Source organism: Chryseobacterium sp. Marseille-Q8038 (assembly GCF_965111995.1).
In genome coordinates this window covers 713,641-731,663 of the sequence record NZ_CBCOPN010000001.1, presented here as the reverse complement: position 1 = coordinate 731,663, position 18,023 = coordinate 713,641, and the positions used below count along the sequence as shown (strand labels likewise).

Annotated in this window: 19 protein-coding genes; 11 read left to right on the top strand and 8 right to left on the bottom strand. The window is 35.8% G+C overall.

The features are described 5' to 3' along the window. Positions 1-85 precede the first annotated feature (85 nt). The 4 genes from ACWPWS_RS03370 (at position 86) to ACWPWS_RS03355 (ending at position 5,850) form a co-directional block, all read left to right on the top strand. Positions 86-2,992 carry a sensor histidine kinase gene (locus tag ACWPWS_RS03370; RefSeq protein WP_454045495.1) on the top strand — a complete coding sequence of 969 codons (2,907 nt, stop codon included), beginning with the start codon at positions 86-88 and terminating at the stop codon, positions 2,990-2,992. Next, positions 2,982-3,713 carry a LytR/AlgR family response regulator transcription factor gene (locus tag ACWPWS_RS03365; RefSeq protein ID WP_454045494.1) on the top strand — a complete coding sequence of 244 codons (732 nt, stop codon included), beginning with the start codon at positions 2,982-2,984 and terminating at the stop codon, positions 3,711-3,713. Before ACWPWS_RS03370 ends, ACWPWS_RS03365 begins: the two co-directional genes overlap by 11 nt. A gap of 109 nt (positions 3,714-3,822) precedes the next feature. Then, a complete protein-coding gene (locus tag ACWPWS_RS03360; protein WP_105682021.1) occupies positions 3,823-4,020 on the top strand; it encodes a hypothetical protein in 198 nt (65 codons plus the stop codon). 114 nt (positions 4,021-4,134) lie between these two features. Further along, a complete protein-coding gene (locus tag ACWPWS_RS03355; protein ID WP_454045493.1) occupies positions 4,135-5,850 on the top strand; it encodes a hypothetical protein in 1,716 nt (571 codons plus the stop codon). Between the two features lie 59 nt (positions 5,851-5,909). Here ACWPWS_RS03355 and ACWPWS_RS03350 read toward each other — a convergent pair whose 3' ends face one another. Beyond that, complete coding sequence (locus ACWPWS_RS03350; RefSeq protein ID WP_454045492.1) at positions 5,910-6,455, bottom strand: DUF2867 domain-containing protein; 546 nt, start codon at positions 6,453-6,455, stop codon at positions 5,910-5,912. Between the two features lie 229 nt (positions 6,456-6,684). Here ACWPWS_RS03350 and ACWPWS_RS03345 point away from each other — a divergent pair, with 229 nt between their 5' ends. The 3 genes from ACWPWS_RS03345 to ACWPWS_RS03335 all read left to right on the top strand — a co-directional run bounded on the left by ACWPWS_RS03345 (position 6,685) and on the right by ACWPWS_RS03335 (position 8,394). Then, positions 6,685-7,833: a methionine aminotransferase gene (locus tag ACWPWS_RS03345; RefSeq protein WP_454045491.1), complete on the top strand. Its 1,149-nt coding sequence runs from the start codon at positions 6,685-6,687 to the stop codon at positions 7,831-7,833. 200 nt (positions 7,834-8,033) lie between these two features. Further along, positions 8,034-8,192 (top strand): hypothetical protein, encoded by a 159-nt coding sequence (locus ACWPWS_RS03340; protein ID WP_209784162.1) that lies wholly within the window; start codon positions 8,034-8,036, stop codon positions 8,190-8,192. A gap of 25 nt (positions 8,193-8,217) precedes the next feature. Then, on the top strand, positions 8,218-8,394 hold the full coding sequence (locus tag ACWPWS_RS03335) for a hypothetical protein (protein ID WP_209784161.1): 177 nt from the start codon (positions 8,218-8,220) through the stop codon (positions 8,392-8,394). An 86-nt stretch (positions 8,395-8,480) separates the two neighbouring features. On the opposite strand, the gene ACWPWS_RS03330 is transcribed toward ACWPWS_RS03335, so the two are convergent. Next, the gene (locus tag ACWPWS_RS03330; RefSeq protein ID WP_454045490.1) at positions 8,481-9,245 is read right to left on the bottom strand and encodes an SDR family NAD(P)-dependent oxidoreductase; all 765 of its coding nucleotides are present in this window, start codon (positions 9,243-9,245) and stop codon (positions 8,481-8,483) included. An 89-nt stretch (positions 9,246-9,334) separates the two neighbouring features. After that, a complete protein-coding gene (locus ACWPWS_RS03325; RefSeq protein WP_454045489.1) occupies positions 9,335-10,273 on the bottom strand; it encodes a helix-turn-helix domain-containing protein in 939 nt (312 codons plus the stop codon). A 282-nt stretch (positions 10,274-10,555) separates the two neighbouring features. Between ACWPWS_RS03325 and ACWPWS_RS03320 the strand changes: the two genes are divergently transcribed. The 4 genes from ACWPWS_RS03320 (at position 10,556) to ACWPWS_RS03305 (ending at position 11,533) form a co-directional block, all read left to right on the top strand. Continuing rightward, complete coding sequence (locus ACWPWS_RS03320; RefSeq protein ID WP_209784159.1) at positions 10,556-10,747, top strand: hypothetical protein; 192 nt, start codon at positions 10,556-10,558, stop codon at positions 10,745-10,747. 30 nt (positions 10,748-10,777) lie between these two features. Continuing rightward, on the top strand, positions 10,778-10,969 hold the full coding sequence (locus ACWPWS_RS03315; RefSeq protein WP_454045488.1) for a bacteriocin: 192 nt from the start codon (positions 10,778-10,780) through the stop codon (positions 10,967-10,969). A gap of 55 nt (positions 10,970-11,024) precedes the next feature. Next, entirely contained in the window at positions 11,025-11,186 is a 162-nt protein-coding gene (locus ACWPWS_RS03310) for a hypothetical protein (protein ID WP_454045487.1), read from the top strand. A gap of 101 nt (positions 11,187-11,287) precedes the next feature. Continuing rightward, complete coding sequence (locus ACWPWS_RS03305; RefSeq protein ID WP_454045486.1) at positions 11,288-11,533, top strand: bacteriocin; 246 nt, start codon at positions 11,288-11,290, stop codon at positions 11,531-11,533. Between the two features lie 162 nt (positions 11,534-11,695). On the opposite strand, the gene ychF is transcribed toward ACWPWS_RS03305, so the two are convergent. The 5 genes from ychF to ACWPWS_RS03280 all read right to left on the bottom strand — a co-directional run bounded on the left by ychF (position 11,696) and on the right by ACWPWS_RS03280 (position 17,927). Then, entirely contained in the window at positions 11,696-12,787 is a 1,092-nt protein-coding gene (ychF, locus tag ACWPWS_RS03300) for a redox-regulated ATPase YchF (RefSeq protein WP_105682013.1), read from the bottom strand. A 180-nt stretch (positions 12,788-12,967) separates the two neighbouring features. Beyond that, the gene (locus ACWPWS_RS03295; protein WP_209784157.1) at positions 12,968-13,519 is read right to left on the bottom strand and encodes a ferritin; all 552 of its coding nucleotides are present in this window, start codon (positions 13,517-13,519) and stop codon (positions 12,968-12,970) included. 236 nt (positions 13,520-13,755) lie between these two features. Further along, positions 13,756-15,372 carry a glycoside hydrolase family 10 protein gene (locus ACWPWS_RS03290; RefSeq protein WP_454045485.1) on the bottom strand — a complete coding sequence of 539 codons (1,617 nt, stop codon included), beginning with the start codon at positions 15,370-15,372 and terminating at the stop codon, positions 13,756-13,758. Positions 15,373-15,503: 131 nt separating this feature from the next. Beyond that, on the bottom strand, positions 15,504-17,309 hold the full coding sequence (gene typA, locus ACWPWS_RS03285) for a translational GTPase TypA (protein ID WP_209784155.1): 1,806 nt from the start codon (positions 17,307-17,309) through the stop codon (positions 15,504-15,506). A gap of 366 nt (positions 17,310-17,675) precedes the next feature. Continuing rightward, positions 17,676-17,927, bottom strand: coding sequence for a DUF1294 domain-containing protein (locus ACWPWS_RS03280; protein WP_454045484.1), 252 nt, complete (start codon positions 17,925-17,927; stop codon positions 17,676-17,678). Positions 17,928-18,023: the final 96 nt, after the last annotated feature.

Sequence of the window (18,023 nt, the reverse complement as noted above, 5' to 3'; positions counted from 1 at the left end):
TTTCAACTTGTTTTTTTCAATATTCCGCTGTAATCATTGTATTATTATTAATCAAATTATATATTTACGAAATTATCAATATCATGTGAAAAATATATTTACTTTCCTCACATTATCTGTAGTTTTATTCTTTTCCACATTATTTTCTTCACAGATCCCCGGGATGGTGAACTATAGTGATGAGGAAGGATTAAACTGCTCCTATACGTATCACCTGAGACAAGATAAAAATGGCTTTATCTGGATAGGCAGTGATAATGGCTTATTCAGATTTGATGGAAAAGAGTTTAAACAATATGGTAAGCAAGAAGGTTTAAAGAATATTGATATTATATCCTGTGAACCTTTGCCCAACGGTGAAGTATTCATTCTTCCCTTTCTGAATGATTTTGCTTACTTAAAAAACGGCCGCGTTATCAATCTGAACATTAATGACTATGTAAAAAATCAGTTTTCAAGCTCAATTCCGAAAGTTACCCGTAACGGAAACCGACTTTATTTTTATGGAAATTTCAATCCTCAGAATATTTTCATCTATGAAAATGGAAAAGTTAAAAAGATCCCCGTCCCGTTAGATTATGAGAAAAAATCTTTTGAAACACTCAGGTTTGAACCCCACACTTCCAATCTCTACTTACATGATCCCCATCAGGGAGAAATACTTGTCTACAATATCATTACCGGAAAAAAACAATATTTGAGAGGGAGTATTGGAAATATGATCTGTGAAAAGGATGATCTATTTGTGTTCTTACATAAAAATACGATTGAAATTTATCAACTCTCTGCTTTCTCAGGCATAAAAAAGATACTGTGTTATAAATGTGGTACACAAGAAAATGTTTTCTACGGACTTATTGATAGAAACAACAAACTGTGGCTGAATTTAAGCAATGGAGGAGTTTTATATTTCAATCAATCCCTGACTGAAAAGAAGAAAACCCTTGCTGCTCCTATCAAAATACTGGATCGGTATGTGATCAATAATGTTCTGGTAGACAAGGATGAAAATGTATGGTTCAATTCGCGGAACAATGGTGTATTTTTCATTTCAAAGTCTCTTTTCGCCAATCATATCAATTTGCCTTTAAAAAGTAATTCTGAATATATAAAAGCCATTGCAAAAGATAACGGAAATATTCTTGTCGGCTATAATCATTCTGCCGGCGCACTTATCAGCAAATACAATAAAATACAAAATATAATTCTTGATAAAGGAGATAAAGATGAAAATATTGCTGTTTATTTAAAAGGTACTATTAGTATTTTCGGTTTATCAGGTAAGGTTATTGTTCATGATATGGCTAATAACACTTCTGAAAAAATATACTGTTCTCTCAAAAATATTGTCTCTTACACACCGGATTCCCTGTTTTTCTGTACTTCAGGCGGTTTATTGACCTACAGTTTAAAAAGTAAAAAAATAAACACTCTTTTTCAGGAACGCGTATACACGGTTTTCCCTTATGACAGGGAGAATCTCTTTATTGGCAGCTTCAGTGATCTTTACAAATATAATATCAGAACCCGGCAGAAGACTTTATTTTTAAAGGGATACTATTTTACGGATATTAAAAAATTAGACGATCATACCTATTTGGGATCTACTAACCTCTATGGGATCATTATTTTTAATACTAAAGGAATTATCAGGAAGATCGGAAAGAATGATGGATTAATCAATGATCAGGTAAAAAAAATAGAGGTAGAAAATAAAAATACGTTCTGGGCAAGCACCAATTCAGGGATATCCAGAATCGAACTGGCAGCAGAAGATCAACACATCAATAACTTCACCCAGACAGACGGACTTCCCTCTGATGCAGTAGCCGGTTGTGTGATAAAAAATGACACCATCTTCATTGGAACCTCTAAAGGACTTGGAATATTTTCCATCAAAAAACTACTGACTCAGGAAAAATTCATTCATAAAAAGGTAGTCATTAACTCAGTATCCATTGAAAATAATGAACATTATGACCTACAGAAAAGCCTGGCTGCCTACACCCATAATACGGTTATTTTCAATCTGAGCTTTCTTGATTATCCCTCATTGGGAAAAATAAGCTATAAATATAAGCTGGAAGGTCTTAATAATTCTTGGCAGATCAATAATTCTTCTAAAATCATCTTCAGCTCTATTCCCCCAGGTAAATATACTTTCCGGGTTTACGGTTTAGGATATAACGGAAAACAATCCTACACCTCTTCCGACATCACCTTTGATATAAAACCTCTGTTCTGGCAGGCCTGGTGGTTCAGGCTGATATTAGCTATCGTCATCATCGGAGCGCTGTTGATGATTACCTTTTCTTATCTTCATAAAAAACGGAATAAGAAGCTAGAAAAAATGGAGTATGAAAAGAAAATTGCTGAACTTGAACTTCAGGCTATTAAAGCTCAGATCAACCCTCATTTTATTTACAACTGCCTGAATTCCATTCAATTTTTATTGTATAAAAAAGATTACCGCGAAACAGAAAACTACCTCGATATTTTCGCCAAAATGATCCGAAAAACACTTTATTATTCAGAAAAGACCTTTATGTCTATTAAAGATGAAGTGGAATATCTCACATTGTATCTTGATATGGAAAAACTTCGTGTAAAAGATCTTTTTGATTACAAAATCATCATTTCTGAACAGGTAGATCAAAACTGGACGATTCCTTCTTTACTGATACAGCCTTTTGTAGAAAATGCGATAAAGCATGGTATTTCAGGATTAAAAGACAGAAAAGGACAAATTATCATCAGCTTTGATTATACGAATGTCTCTTTATGTATTATCATTGAAGATAATGGTGTAGGAATCTCCAATAAGGAATCTTTGAAAAAAGACAACTCTTTTGGGGTAAAACTTTCACATAAGAGGATTGAGACTTTTAAACAGCTTTTTGATACCAATATATTTTTAGAAATCAATACACTTACTGAAAATAGTGGGCAGGGAACACAAATCAAACTTTATATACAACCTTATGAGAAATAAAATACAGGCATGCATTGTTGATGATGAAAAAGATGGAAGAGATTATATTGCATTACTTATGGAAAATGAATTTCCTGAGATCAACATAGAATTCCAGGCTTCCTCCGTTGAAGAAGCGTATATTTACCTTATCAAAAGTTCTCCTGACATTCTGTTTCTGGATGTTCAGTTAGGTGATGGGACCACTTTCGATTTACTATCAAAGTTGAATGAAGTTCATTCTCAGATTATTTTCATTACTGCGTACGAAAATTTTGCTATTCAGGCGATTAAAAATGGGGCTACAGATTATCTTTTAAAGCCTATAAAAAAAATGGATTTCATTATTGCCGTCAATAAAGCGTTGGATCATATCAAAAAAATGCAGCCTTCACAAACTACTCTTTTAAAAGATAACAGAATCATTCTTTCTACTCTTCAGGGATTCAAAATCGTAGATATAGCCTCTATTATCCGATGCGAAGCAGATTCGAGCTACACCACTTTTTATCTTACCAATAAAACTAAAATCATGGTATCCAAAACCCTTCATGAATTTGAACCTATACTTCTTGAACAGAACTTTTTCAGGATACATCATAAGCATCTTATTAATATTGATCATCTGCAGGAATACATTAAAGGGAGAGGCGGACAGGTAGTAATGAGTGATGAATCTGTTCTGGATGTATCTTACCGGAAAAAAAATGATTTTCTCTCTACAATAGGAAAAACGGAATAAAAGCATTTTCCTGCGCACTTGCTTGCTCATCCTCCACACTTATTAATTGTTCCTGTTGTGTATTAAGCCTCTTTTCTATTTTCGTCATGTTAAACAAAAAAAAATCATCATGAAAATCACTAGAAAAGTACTCAAGAGAAATCAAATGAACTCCATTATTGGAGGAACAGCGTTTATTACACCAAGCGGTCCCGGAGCGATTCCTCAGCCCCAGCCTCCCGTTGCTCCGAATCCACAACCCATTGGAGGAATTCCTTTTATCTACACAATGCCATGGAATGGATTGCCATGGATTGAACCTAAATAATAGGTTAAAGATACATTCCAGTCTGCAGATTGGAATGTTATTTTTTAAACAAAAACATCCGGTAGTTCAATTACCGGATCAGAAAACAATACAAAAAACTGAAAAATCAAAAACATGAGAAAAATAACCCTCTATATTGCCATGGCTTGCCTTTTAACGGCATCCTGCTCCGATACGATGGAACAATACAACACTGAAGCTTCCAATTCTGAACTCATGAACAGGAATCTCACTTCAGAAGATGAAACAAAATATGCTGAAGAAGGAGAACCTACAGTATTAGGAGAACAACTTCCTGTTCCTTACACGATTGAAAGCATGATGGCTGCTTACAAATCATTACTGGCTGAACAAAAAGCAGAAGGCAACAGATCACTGACTGCTGTGAACATTCGTCCTACACACAAGTACATTAAATTTAATCCCATAACAGAAGATGAACTGGAAGCACTTCAGCAATCCGATCTTATTCTTTATGATTATCCGCTTGACAGAGAAGTATTGGTAGTCGGTAAATTCTATCATGATCCCGATGTTCCCGCTGATCAGCCTACACCTCAATATGCAACTGTAAGAAACGAAACCCCCTTACCTGCAGGAGTTAGCTATGAAGTTCTTCAGGAAGTGTATCTTCCCGAGGAGGATATCGAACTTTTAGGCACAGGTAATATGAATTATAAATTCGTCTATAGCCTGGTCCACAGAGCAGAAAATCTATCCGGGTTCACACCTTGGGAACCAAGCGACTATAAGCCCTGGGATAACATAGGAGAACCAGGGCAATGGTATCCCAATCCAAACCCGAATCCCGGAGGAGGCGGAGGTGGTGCCCCAATATATGGTACTATCCGAATCTTCGATACAAGATTAAACACACTCATCCCTTTTGAAGGCGCCAAAGTTACTGCCAAAAGGAGCTTGAGAACAAGAGAAGGCATCACCAATGCAAACGGCCAGTACGGATTGAGCGGCACCCCTTTTCCAAACAACAAAAAAGTAGATTTCAAGCTGCATATGGATAGAAAGCATTTTGTCATAAAGGATAATATGGTGAGTCCTTCCAATGTTGTACGAAATAATATTAAAAGCAACCATTGGAGTCATGACATCATGCCTGGATATGAAAATATGCAGGGTCATATGTTCAGAGCAGCCTACCGCTATTTTTATAAAGACATTGGAGGTTTACAAAGACCCGTCAGACCAAGTGGAAACCGTTCACACATTATAGCTAAGAATACAGCTAAAGATTGGCAGGGAATCAATTATGTTGCTTTTCCATACCTGAAAATAGCAAGATTCCGACCTGGTTCAACTACAGAATATAACTCTGATGACTATTTCTCAACCACTGTACATGAACTCGCCCATACATCTCATGTTATCAAAATGAACACCGGTTTAGTTCAGTATTCACAGGTTAATTCTATGCTGCAGGAAAGCTGGCCATGTGCTGTAGAATGGTTTGTAACAGGAATAGAATACAGAGAAAGAGGAATTCCTAATTATGGAACTCCTAATTATAATCCATCCAATCCTCCTGTATTTCCTAACCGTTTCGGGTATCAGTTCTGGAGTTTGAATACAAGTTCTGACTATACAAGCTTATTTATTAATTTAGTTGATAACTTTAACGAATTGGGACAGTCATTCAGCCCTCAACCTATGGGAACGGTAAATGATCAGGTTACCGGCTATACCTTAGCAAATATTGAAAATAATTTCCTAAAATATTGTTATGGATTAAGCAGTTTAAGTGTTCAGCTTAAGGCGAACAGACCCGCTGGAGTAAGCAATACACAGATTGATTTACTATTAAGTTCCTATTAAATTTATTCCTTTTAAAATAATGACCATCCTTTTATGAGGATGGTCATTTTATATCAATTTTACATTGTATACAGTTTCTTCTTTTCCAGCTGCCCAATCATATTTTTCAGTATCGCTGGTACAATCAGTCTATGGAAAGGCCGAACGGGTAAAAAATAGAGAACTCCCAGCCAGTTATGAAATTTTACAGTAGTGGATATCGTAAGGGAATTTTGGGTCTGAAAATCTTTACATGTATCAAATAAAAGAGAAATTCTGAAATCCAGATGCCTGTCATCTTCACCCAGGACAATTTCATTATGGGTTTTATCCAGCACCTGAAAAAGTCCAAGGCGCTCTCCCACTTCACATGTAAAATCTTTTTCCGCCTGATTATTTTCTGTTTCCGCTCCGGTTTTCAACCCGAACAGTCCCACTAACTTATTTCTGAAGGTAAACATTTTCTTTCCCCATTTCGGACTGCTCGTAAAGAAAGCTTTTCCAACTGTCGTGATATCAAGTTCTTTATTTATCAGTTCTCCTTCAAAGCTATCCATATAATCAAAATCTTTTTTTCCCGGAGATAGAATGGATTTTTCAGGAAACTCAGTCTTATTAATCTTCATTGTCATTGTTTTTAATGGTTGTTTGTCTAGCAAATGTAGCTATCTTCCTATAAATTCAAAAGAAAAAATCAAACACATGTTTAAAATCATATTCTGTCTGAAAAACCAACTGTTTATTCTTAAAAATACTCAGCATAAGAGGTAAACTTGTACTTTATATAATTTTTTATCCTGTCAATTTCAAACCGTTGTAAATATTTCAGTAATTTCGGTCAACAAAACTGTTTTTATGATACAACTTCCTTTGTCAAAACTTTCCAATGTAGGAACTACTATTTTCAGTCAAATGACTCAACTTGCCAATGAAAATGAAGCCATCAATCTGTCTCAGGGATTCCCGGATTTTATGCCCGATTCAGAATTGTTAGATCATGTGGACCACTTTATTAAAAAAGGCTTCAACCAATATGCTCCTCTTGGCGGAATGATTGGCCTAAAGGAAGAAATTGCACGAAAAATAGAAAACAGCCATCAGGCCATTTATCATCCGGATTCTGAAATAACAGTTACAGCAGGTGGAACTCAGGCTATTTTCACCGCGATAGCTTCTTTTATTAAAAAAGATGATGAAGTGATTATTTTTGAACCTGCTTATGATTGTTATGAACCTACTGTAGAGCTTTTCGGAGGGATTGTAAAACGTTTTGAAATGAAAGCTCCGGATTATGAAATCGACTGGGCTGCAGTAAAAAATCTTGTCAGCGAAAAAACCAGAATGATTATTCTTAATAATCCCAACAATCCTTCAGGAAAAATACTGAAAGAAAATGATATACAAGAACTTATTGAACTCGTAAAAGGAACTTCCATTCTGATTCTGAGCGATGAAGTGTACGAGAATATTATTTTTGACGGAAAAGAACATTTAAGCATTTGTAAATATCCTGAGTTGAAAGAAAGAAGCCTTCTTGTTGCCTCTTTTGGAAAGCTTTTCCATGTTACAGGCTGGAAAGTGGGTTATTGTGCTGCACCTAAAAGTTTGACAGACGAATTCAGAAAGGTTCATCAGTTCAATGTATTTTGTGTAAACACACCTATTCAGCTTGCACTGGCAGAATACATGAAAAACGATGAACATTACACTTATCTGAATCAATTTTTCCAGGAAAAACGGGAATTTCTGAGAAAAGGTCTTGCAGGCACTTCATTTGAACTATTGGATTGTGAAGGAACTTATTTCCAGGCGGTAAAGTATGATAAAATTTCTGATAAAAATGACTTTGATTTCGCTTCCGAGCTTACCATCCGTCATAAGGTAGCCAGCGTTCCTTTCTCCTCATTTTATAAAAACAAACTGAATGAGAATGTGATCAGGTTATGCTTTGCCAAGAAACAGGAAACCCTGGAAAAAGCACTTGAGAATTTATCAAAGTTATAATAGGAATCTGTACTTTCAAGAAACCTATATCGCTGCAATTTTCGAAGACCAAAAGTATCTGCCCTACCTTTTAATCAGTGAGAATTTTTATTATGATTTGATTATTTTCTGGTACGATTATTTATTTTTGTCATTAATGAGTGATTTATTCAATTTGTTTTCCTATTTTTATAATAATCAATCATTTAAATATAAAAATCATGAAAAAAGTAGTTTTGCTGCAAGGACAAAAATTAAACAAAAAAGAATTAAATATGATCAAAGGAGGTCTGAAGATTTGTATTCTTCCCGGAACTACAGAATGTTCTGAATATGCAAGATATTGCGGAGAACCTCAATGCCAGGTGCCTATCAACTAAAATCAATAACCATTAAAACGATCCCATGAAAATCAAGAATGTAAACAAAGGAAAAAAATTAACCCGAAAAGAACTGCATGCAGTCAATGGAGGTCTGGGCAACGTAAGATGTACCAATTCTTCAGGGTATTGTGTATACATCGGACCTGGATGTATGGAGCAGAAATGCCAGCTTCCGGAACCTCTTGAAGCTGTAGAATAAAATACATTATTCCATATTAAAAATCGGCCGGCTCATTTTGAGCCGGCCGATTTTTAATAATATTGTTTCGTTTGGGTGATAAAACGTTATAAAAACATTCCTCCTGAAACTTCAATTCTTTGTCCATTGATCCATCTTGCATCTTCTGTACACAGGAAGGCTACTACTCCGCCAATATCATCGGGAAGGCCTACTCTTCCAAGCGCTGTTGCTCCAGCTACCATAGCGTTGATCTCTTCATTGTCTCTGACTCTTCCTCCACCGAAATCCGTTTCAATAGCTCCCGGAGCCACCACATTGGCTTTGATTTTCCTTGAACCTAATTCTTTAGCCATGTATTTTGTCAGCATTTCTACTCCTGCTTTAATTGACCCATAAACGGAAGAACCTGGTGTTGCAAATCTGGCCAGTCCTGAAGAGACATTGATAATCCCTCCTCCATCATTCATAAATGGTAATAATTTTTGAGTCAGAAAAAACACCCCTTTAAAGTGAATATCCACTACATCGTCCAGCTGTTCTTCCGTTACTTCCGTAATTGGTGAATACAGGGCCGTTCCTGCATTATTGATAAGAAAATCAATATGAGTACTTCCTGTGTTTTCCTGCAAATGATCTGTTACATTTTTTACAAAGGCATCGAAACTTTTCAGGTCTTTTGTATCCAGTTGAAATGCCACAGCATTCCTTCCCATTGATTTTATCTCATTCACAACAGCTTCTGCTTCTTCTTTGTTGCTTCTGTAAGTAATAATAACGTCTAATCCTTTTTGAGCAATTTTAAGTGCTGAGTTTTTCCCCAATCCACGGCTTCCTCCGGTTACCAGTGCGATATTTGTTTTTGTGTTCATTGTATTTTGATTATTATGATGGTACAAAGTTGGGATATTTTCAGACTGAAGGAGTTGCTTGAATCAATCTGAAATTTGCAAAATTCAAATCAGGAACGAAATTCTAATGGAGTAAAGGTTGTTTTCCTTTTAAAGAAATTAGAAAAATGGGCAATCTCCTCAAATCCCAGCGCGTAAGATATTTCTGAAACATTCCATTTCGTTTGTTTTAAGAGTATTTTGGCTTCCTGAGTAATACGGTCAGAAATAAATTCTGTAGTGGTCTTTCCGGTACTTTCTTTTAATCTTTTATTTAAATAGTTAACATGAACTGCCAGCCTGTCTGCATAATCTTTCGCGGTCTTCAATTGCAGTCTCTGTTCCCAGGATTCAATAGGAAACTGTCTTTCCAACAACTCTATAAACAAAGAAACCACTCTCATGGAAGCATCGTTTGAAGCCGATATTTTGGACGCCGGCTGTAATTTCTGCCCGTAATGGATCAGCTCCAGAACATAGTTTCTGATCAGATCATATTTAAATACATAATCTGAGTCGATTTCTTTTTTTATCTTTTTAAAAAGACTTTCAATCTCTTCTGCAAGTTGATTATCAATTTCAAAGACAGGAACTCCTCCCGGCTGAAAAATAGGGAGATCTTCGAGATTGTAGTAAGATTTATCTTTAATGAAAAAGTCTTCAGTAAAAACACAGAAACTTCCTGACTGATCAGGATCTTCGGGTACCCAATGATATGGAACCTTAGGCGTTGCAAATAGCAGGGCATTCTGTTGTATTGAAATTACTTTATCTGCATATTCTGCTCTGTTCCGTCCCTTAATGAAGCTTATTTTATAGTACTTCCTTCTGTTATAAGGCATTTCAGAAGTAGTTTTTGCCCTTTCTATAGTCTGGGCGATATCAAAAACATTAAAATGACCAATGTCTTTATGAAGACCCTTTGGAAAAATACTTTCAAGATCTTTCCCCAGTTTGGCAGCCATCTCTTTATAAAAATCTTCCAGTGAAGTATGTGCTACTTTTTCCATCGCAGATGATTTGTAAAATTCAAATATACGAACTTATAAAACAGTCTATTTCAAATGGATAACAAATTATCCTCTGAACTTCAAATTCCTATAGGTATTTCCAGTATAAAACACCTTACCGGCACATTAAAAAACTACGCATATTTATTGATTTAACCTAAAATCAATAACTAACATCAAGATATATCATTTAAAAAATTCTTATTTTTTTTCTAAACACAGTGATATAACTCATTTATTTTACTTACTTTCGTCAAAACTAACCCTTTAAAAATCAAACCAATGAAAAATCAAATCAATCAAATTGGAAAAAAATTAAACAAAAAACAATTAAGAACAATTAAGGGAGGCCTTATCAACTGTATGGAACCAGTTCTATGCCCTAGCCTTCCTTGTGAGCCTTCTTCTGATCCGAATGGATGTACGATCATTTCTCCAAAGTGTGCACAAAAAGAGTGCAGACCTCAATTATAAGACCCAATAATTTCATCAACGAAAAAGACTATGAAAAAAATGGAACTTAATAAAGGTAAAAAACTCAACAAAAAAGAATTAAAGAGTATTCAAGGAGGAATGCTTAACTGTATGGAAGCCATTCTATGTACAGAATTTCCTTGCGAAGCCTATCCTCCAGGGGATATTAGAAATTGTACTACAATATCTCCAGGCTGCGCTCAGAAAATTTGCAGACCTTAAAAATCTCCTATCTATTGAATTATAATTATATCAACCATCACGAAAACCAAACATTATGAAAAATCAAGATTTAAATCACGGAAAAAAACTGAACAAAAAACAATTAAGAGTCATTACCGGCGGAAAAGAAATGTGTCTGCTACCAGATCTTACTTGTAAGAAATATTCACTTGCCTGTGCAGAATTACAGTGCCAGCCAATCATCGAGATTGAATAATATCATTAAAAAGTCCTTCTTCTATCTATATGAGGAAGGACTTTTAAAAAACTTCAACAAATTAAACTAACTAATAACAAATTCATTTAAAAACAATAACCATGAAAAAACAAATGTTAGAGAATGGTAAAAAACTCAATAAAAAAGAGTTGAAAACTATTCAAGGAGGTGTAATGATATGTAGCCATCAGGGCATTTGTGCACAAATTCATCCATCATGTTATGAGCCCAAGTGCCGAACAGGTGAGGCAGAATTAAGATGTACAGATATAGTTGGCAACTGCGTTATGATCTCCCTAAGTTGTATGGAAGCAAAATGCCGATTCGAAACAGGTATTCCACTTTAAGGATAAAATAATAGAACTGCTCTCTGATTTCAGGGAGCCGTTTTTTTTAACAGAAGCCTTCGTTTTGAACTTCAGCTAAGAAATATAAATCCAACTTGCAGCAAAAAGCGCTCCCAAATACATGGAAGCGCTTTTTATTATAACTAACTTTAATACTTTTCTTTATACGTTGAATCTAAAGTGCATGATGTCACCATCCTGTACAATATATTCTTTACCTTCTACAGAAAGCTTTCCTGCTTCTTTTATCTTTACTTCAGAACCGTAAGTGATGTAATCGTTATACTTGATTACTTCTGCACGGATAAATCCTTTCTCGAAGTCTGTGTGGATAACACCTGCAGCCTGTGGAGCTGTCCATCCCTGTCCGATAGTCCAGGCTCTTACTTCTTTCACACCCGCAGTAAAATAGGTTTGAAGTTTTAGAAGGTCATACGCCTTTCTGATCAGACGATTCACACCTGGCTCTGTAAGACCTAGTTCATCAAGGAATATTTCTCTTTCTTCAAAAGTTTCAAGCTCATTGATGTCAGCTTCGATCTGTGCAGCTAATACTACTACTTCAGCCCCTTCATTCTTAGCCATTTCTTCAATCTTACCAATCCAGTCATTTCCGTTTTTAATAGAATTTTCATCTACATTACAAACGTAAAGTACCGGTTTGTTGGTTAGTAGCTGAACCTCTGCAATAACTGATTTTGTGAAATCATCAGTCGCAAATTCTCTTGCATTTTTACCATCTTCAAGGAATTTTTGTAAATTCTGAAGGGTTTCGTAGGTAAGAATATCTTCTTTCTTCCCTGACTTGATGAATTTCTTAGCTTTCTCCACTGCTTTCCCTACTGTTTCAAGGTCTTTCAACTGAAGCTCGATATCAATAATTTCTTTATCTCTTAATGGATCTACTGAACCTTCTACGTGAACAATATTTCCGTTATCAAAACATCTTAAAACGTGAATGATTGCCTCACACTCACGGATATTTGCTAAGAACTGGTTCCCCAATCCTTCTCCTTTGCTGGCTCCTTTTACAAGACCTGCAATATCAACAATCTCAACTACAGCAGGTAAAACTCTCTCAGGTTTTACGATTTTCTCTAGTTCAAACAATCTTTGATCCGGTACAGAAACCGTTCCTAAGTTAGGTTCAATAGTACAGAAAGGATAGTTTGCTGATTGAGCTTTTGCATTACTCAAACAGTTAAAAAGAGTTGATTTACCTACATTCGGCAGGCCTACGATTCCACATTTCATATTGTAAAATTCAAAGTTTAAGGTTTAGGGGTAATTCAAAGACGCTTCAACTTTAAACATTGAACTCAGAACCTTGAATTACGAGTGTGCAAAGATAGTGATTTTTGAGGGAGTTTCATAATAAAAAAATCTGCCAGTGTTCTGACAGATTTTTAAAAGGTTCAGGATTCACCTGATAATTTATGGATTGTTTCCTGTGGCATTTTGAGCCAGAGGAACATCATTCGGTGCTTCCTGTAAAGTTTTATCTAAAGTAAATAAAGATTCATCCGTAGCTCTGTCTCCGCCTGCAATTTTCAATTTGTCAATTAAATTCTGAGCTAATGTTTCCTCTTCAATCTGCTCCTGTACAAACCATTGCATAAAATTCCAGGTTGCCCAGTCTTTTTCTTCCATGGAAAGATCTACAATTTTGTAAATAGCGGTTGTATTATCAACTTCATGTTTAAAAACGCCATCAAAACAAGCGGTGAGACTGTCCGGATCTGCCGGAGGAGCTGGAATTGCTGTTACCTGTGGTTTTCCGCCTCTGTTTAAAATGTATTCCATGAATTTGATTGAGTGATTTCGCTCTTCCTGAGCATGGCGGTAAAGAAAATTGGCAATTCCCTGATAACCCTTGTCATCAGCCCAGATTCCATACGATAAAAAAACGTGTGATGCATGAATTTCCTTGTTCATCTGGTCACTAAGTGCTTTTTCCATGTTGGTGGAAAGTCTTTTAGTATTCATAATGTTATATTTTGGTGATTATGGAATAAATAATGCAAAAACAGTTCCGATAAGGTGATTACATTATATACAACATGACAACAAACGAAAATAGATATCTGATTTTCAATATTTTAAATTATTAATTTATAGCTATTCTAAAATACAAAACCAGCTCTTTTTCAAGAACTGGTTTTAAAAGTTATCATTGAGATTGCTTCAACTTATGGTTCGCAATGACTCATAATGGATCAGTATTATTTAATTTTTCTGGCAGTATAATCACTTTCATTTCCTAATCTGTCAATCGCTTTAATAGCAACGGCATTCAGTTTTTTACCGTCTTTAGATTTAGGAATGTCTTTTGAAAGGGTATCCAATGTCAAAATTTCTGTCTGCCAGACCCCGTTATATTGCGTAAAAAGTACCCATAGAAAAACGTCTGCTACATTTTTTGTACTCCAGCTTGTCTGTGCAAAGCTTCCGTTATCAGCAATAAACAATGTAGGCGTCTGAAGCGGAACAGCTTTTATCCATGGAGATTTTGGTACTAATGCTTTTTCATTGTATGGTCCGTTTTTCAGCGTTGGAAGCATATTTGGATTTTTGGTCAGTCCGGCAATACTCCAGTGAATTTCTCCGGCATCATTTTTCAAAATATTTCTCGAAATTACAATTTGATTTTTGATTTCCGTAGGGCGGTCAGACACTTTAATCTCAACAGTATTCAATCCCGGCCATAAGTGACGGTTCATCGTATTTTCAGACTGCCACCAGCTCAACAGGGCTTCAAAGCTCTGTCCTTTGGAATCAATAGGCCAGTAAAGCTGTGGTGAAAAGTAATCTACCCAACCTTTATTGAGCCATAATTTAGCATCTGCATACAGCTCGTCATACTGTGAAGACCCTACAATTCCTGCAGGATATCCAGGTTTCCATATTCCGAACGGGCTGATCCCGAATCTTACATTATTTTTTTCTGCGTGAATTTCTTTATAGATACGTTCTACAAATTTATTAACGTTATCTCTTCTCCAATCTGCTCGGGATAATGTACCGCCATTGCTTACATAGATATTCCAGGTTGCATTATCGGGGAAATCCGCCCCTTTGTTATAAGTTGCATAAGGATAGAAATAATCGTCAAAATGAACAGCATCAATATCATATCTTTTTACAATATCTTTCACCACATTTGATACGTGCCCCTGTGTTTTGGGATTGGCGGGATCAAACCAGTACATTCCATTCTTTAGTCTTACAACAATATCAGACAATTTATTGGCCATTGACAGCTTATTCACAGCGCCACCATTAGTATGATGGGCACGATAAGGATTCAGCCAGACATGCAACTCCAATCCTCTTTTATGAGCTTCTTCAATCCAGAACTGAAGCGGATCATAATTGGGTGATGGAGCCGTTCCAGTTTCTCCGGTAAGAAAGTAAGACCATGGCTCGATATTACTCGTATAAAGTGCGTCTGCAGAAGGTCTGATCTGGAAAATAGCAGCGTTAAAATTATTATCTTTCAGCATATCAAGCATACTGATCGCTTCCGCTTTCTGTTTGTCCACCGTAAGATCATTTCTTGAAGGCCAGTTGATATTCGCTACACTGGCAATCCATGCTCCGCGGAATTCTCTTTTGATTTCCGGAAGGTTGGTTCTGAAATTTTCTTCCGTTGAAGCTGCTGTTCCTGTTGTAGGTTTTGTAGCTACCGGATTTACTTTTGGCGGGTTTGTATTGTTGGTTGGTTTTGTCGGATTCTTTGTGGAAGGTGTTTTTACAACATTGTTCTGAACAGAACATGAGGTAGTGTAAGATGCAAAAACGCCCAATAAAACGATAAGTTTTAATTTATTCATTCTCATAGTCACAAAACTACTTTAAAATTTATTTTTTATTTCTCAGAGATTATTATGCCAAAATAAGCATTTTAATGGGTTGGCATAGAAAAAAAGCCTCGAAAATCGAGGCTTTGATTTTATGTATAAGATTTTTATTATGCTTTTGCAGATCTTTCTAATCTTTTTCTTTCTTCTTCAGAAAGGATTTTCTTTCTCATTCTGATGAAGTTTGGAGTTACCTCAATCGCTTCATCACCCTGGATGTATTCCATACATTCTTCCAGAGAGAATAAGATTTTCGGAGCAACACCAGTATCTTTATCTTTTCCTGAAGCTCTCATGTTGTTCAACTGTTTTGCTTCTACGATGTTTACTACCAAATCTCCAGGTTTGTTTTGTTCACCAATGATCATTCCTGTGTAGATTTCCTCACCCGGATCAACGAAGAACTTACCTCTATCCTGTAGTTTTGCAATAGAATATTCTGTAGCAGGACCTGTAGTTTTGCTGATCAAAACACCATTGTTTCTTCCTGGGATAGTACCTTTGAAAGGCTTGTATTCTGTGAAACGGTGTGCCATGATAGCTTCACCAGCAGTAGCTGTCAACATCTGAGAACGTAGTCCGATCAAACCTCTTGAAGGAATTTCGAACTCCATGTGCTGCATTTCACCTTTAGTTTCCATAATATGAAGGTCACCTTTTCTTTGCGTTGCCAAGTCGATAACTCTTGAAGCAAATTCTTCAGGAACATCTACAACCAAAGATTCATAAGGCTCACATTTCTCACCGTCAATTTCTTTGAAGATAACCTGTGGCTGACCAATTGTCATTTCATATCCTTCTCTTCTCATTGTTTCGATCAAAACAGATAAGTGAAGAATACCTCTACCGAATACCAAGAAAGTGTTTGCATCATCAGTCTGCTGAACTCTTAATGCTAAGTTTTTCTCTAATTCTTTTGTTAATCTTTCTTTCAGGTGGTTAGAAGTAACATATTTACCATCTTTACCGAAGAAAGGTGAATTGTTGATAGAGAACGTCATGTTCAAAGTAGGCTCGTCAATTGCAGTTCTTTCCAATGGCTCTGGATTTTCAAGATCTACAAAAGAATCACCAATCTGGAAAGCATCAAAACCTACTACAGCACAGATATCTCCTGCTTTTACTTCAGTTACTTTTTTCTTTCCTAATCCTTCGAAAACGTAAAGTTCTTTTACTTTTCCTTTTACAATTTTACCTTCTGCCTGAGCAAGACCGATCCATTGGGATTCTTTGATCTCACCTCTTGTCACTTTCCCGATTGCAATTCTTCCTAAGAAAGAAGAGAAGTCAAGAGAAGTAATCTGCATCTGAAGATTTCCTTCTGTTATTTTCGGTTCTGGAACATATTGTAAAATACCATCTAATAGTGGTAAGATATCCTCAGTTGGCTCTAATGAAGTGTTGAACCATCCTTGTTTTGAAGATCCATAGAACGTAGGAAAATCCAATTGCTCTTCTGTAGCTTCAAGGTTGAAGAATAAGTCAAATACTTTATCGTGAACTTCGTCAGGACGGCAGTTTGGTTTATCTACTTTATTGATTACCACTAATGGTCTCAATCCTAACTCCAATGCTTTCTGAAGTACGAATCTTGTTTGTGGCATTGGTCCTTCGAACGCATCCACCAACAAAATAACTCCATCAGCCATTTTCAATACTCTTTCTACTTCTCCACCAAAATCGGCGTGACCAGGAGTATCAATTACGTTAATTTTTGTGTCTTTATAAGTAACAGAAATATTCTTGGATAAGATAGTGATCCCTCTTTCTCTTTCAAGATCGTTGTTATCCATAATTAACTCCCCACTCTCCTGATTTTCTCTGAAAATGTTGGTAGCGTGAATGATCTTGTCAACCAAAGTCGTCTTTCCGTGGTCAACGTGTGCGATAATCGCAATATTTCTAATGTTTTGCATAAAAGATTTTTACGGGTGCAAAAGTAGTGATTTTTAATGAAAAAATATTTAGTTATATAAATATTTAATATTTTGTTTAAAATACTTATTTATAAGACAATGAAAAAGTGTGTCCAAAAAACACTCTTTAAGTCATTTATACGCCAGTTTGTACTTCCCTGATTTCTCACTGCCGGTTCTCCACATATCAGCTCAGATAACCTGCAATTAAAGGGAAACCAGGGTTCATTTCCGGAAATCCATCTAAGATTCCTCTTGGAGTTTGCCTACTCATTATCAGCATGATAAAATTATAAATAAAATACATAGCGGCAAATATTTTTCACAATATTTAACATTTAAGGAAATACTGTAACATTTATTGTATCAATGTCTTATCAATCGGTAAAAAAGAACCAGATCAATTAAAACCACAATGAAAAACTTTACAAGAAAAGATTTTTTGGAAACTTTATGATGGAAAATAATCATTCCTGATGCGGCTCCCAGGATGCCAATCAGAGAAAGTCCTAGCAGAGTATTTTCGGAAATCCTCCATTGATTTTTTTTGGCTTGCCATTTGTCAAAACCGAAGACACCAAATGTAATCAGGTTTGCGATCAGCAGAAAAGGGATCATTTTCAATTAATTTACCGCAAAAATAAAATTTAATTTACAGATAGAAAAGCTGCGGGAATTTAAATCCAGGTTCAGAAAAATATTTTTGATGCTATG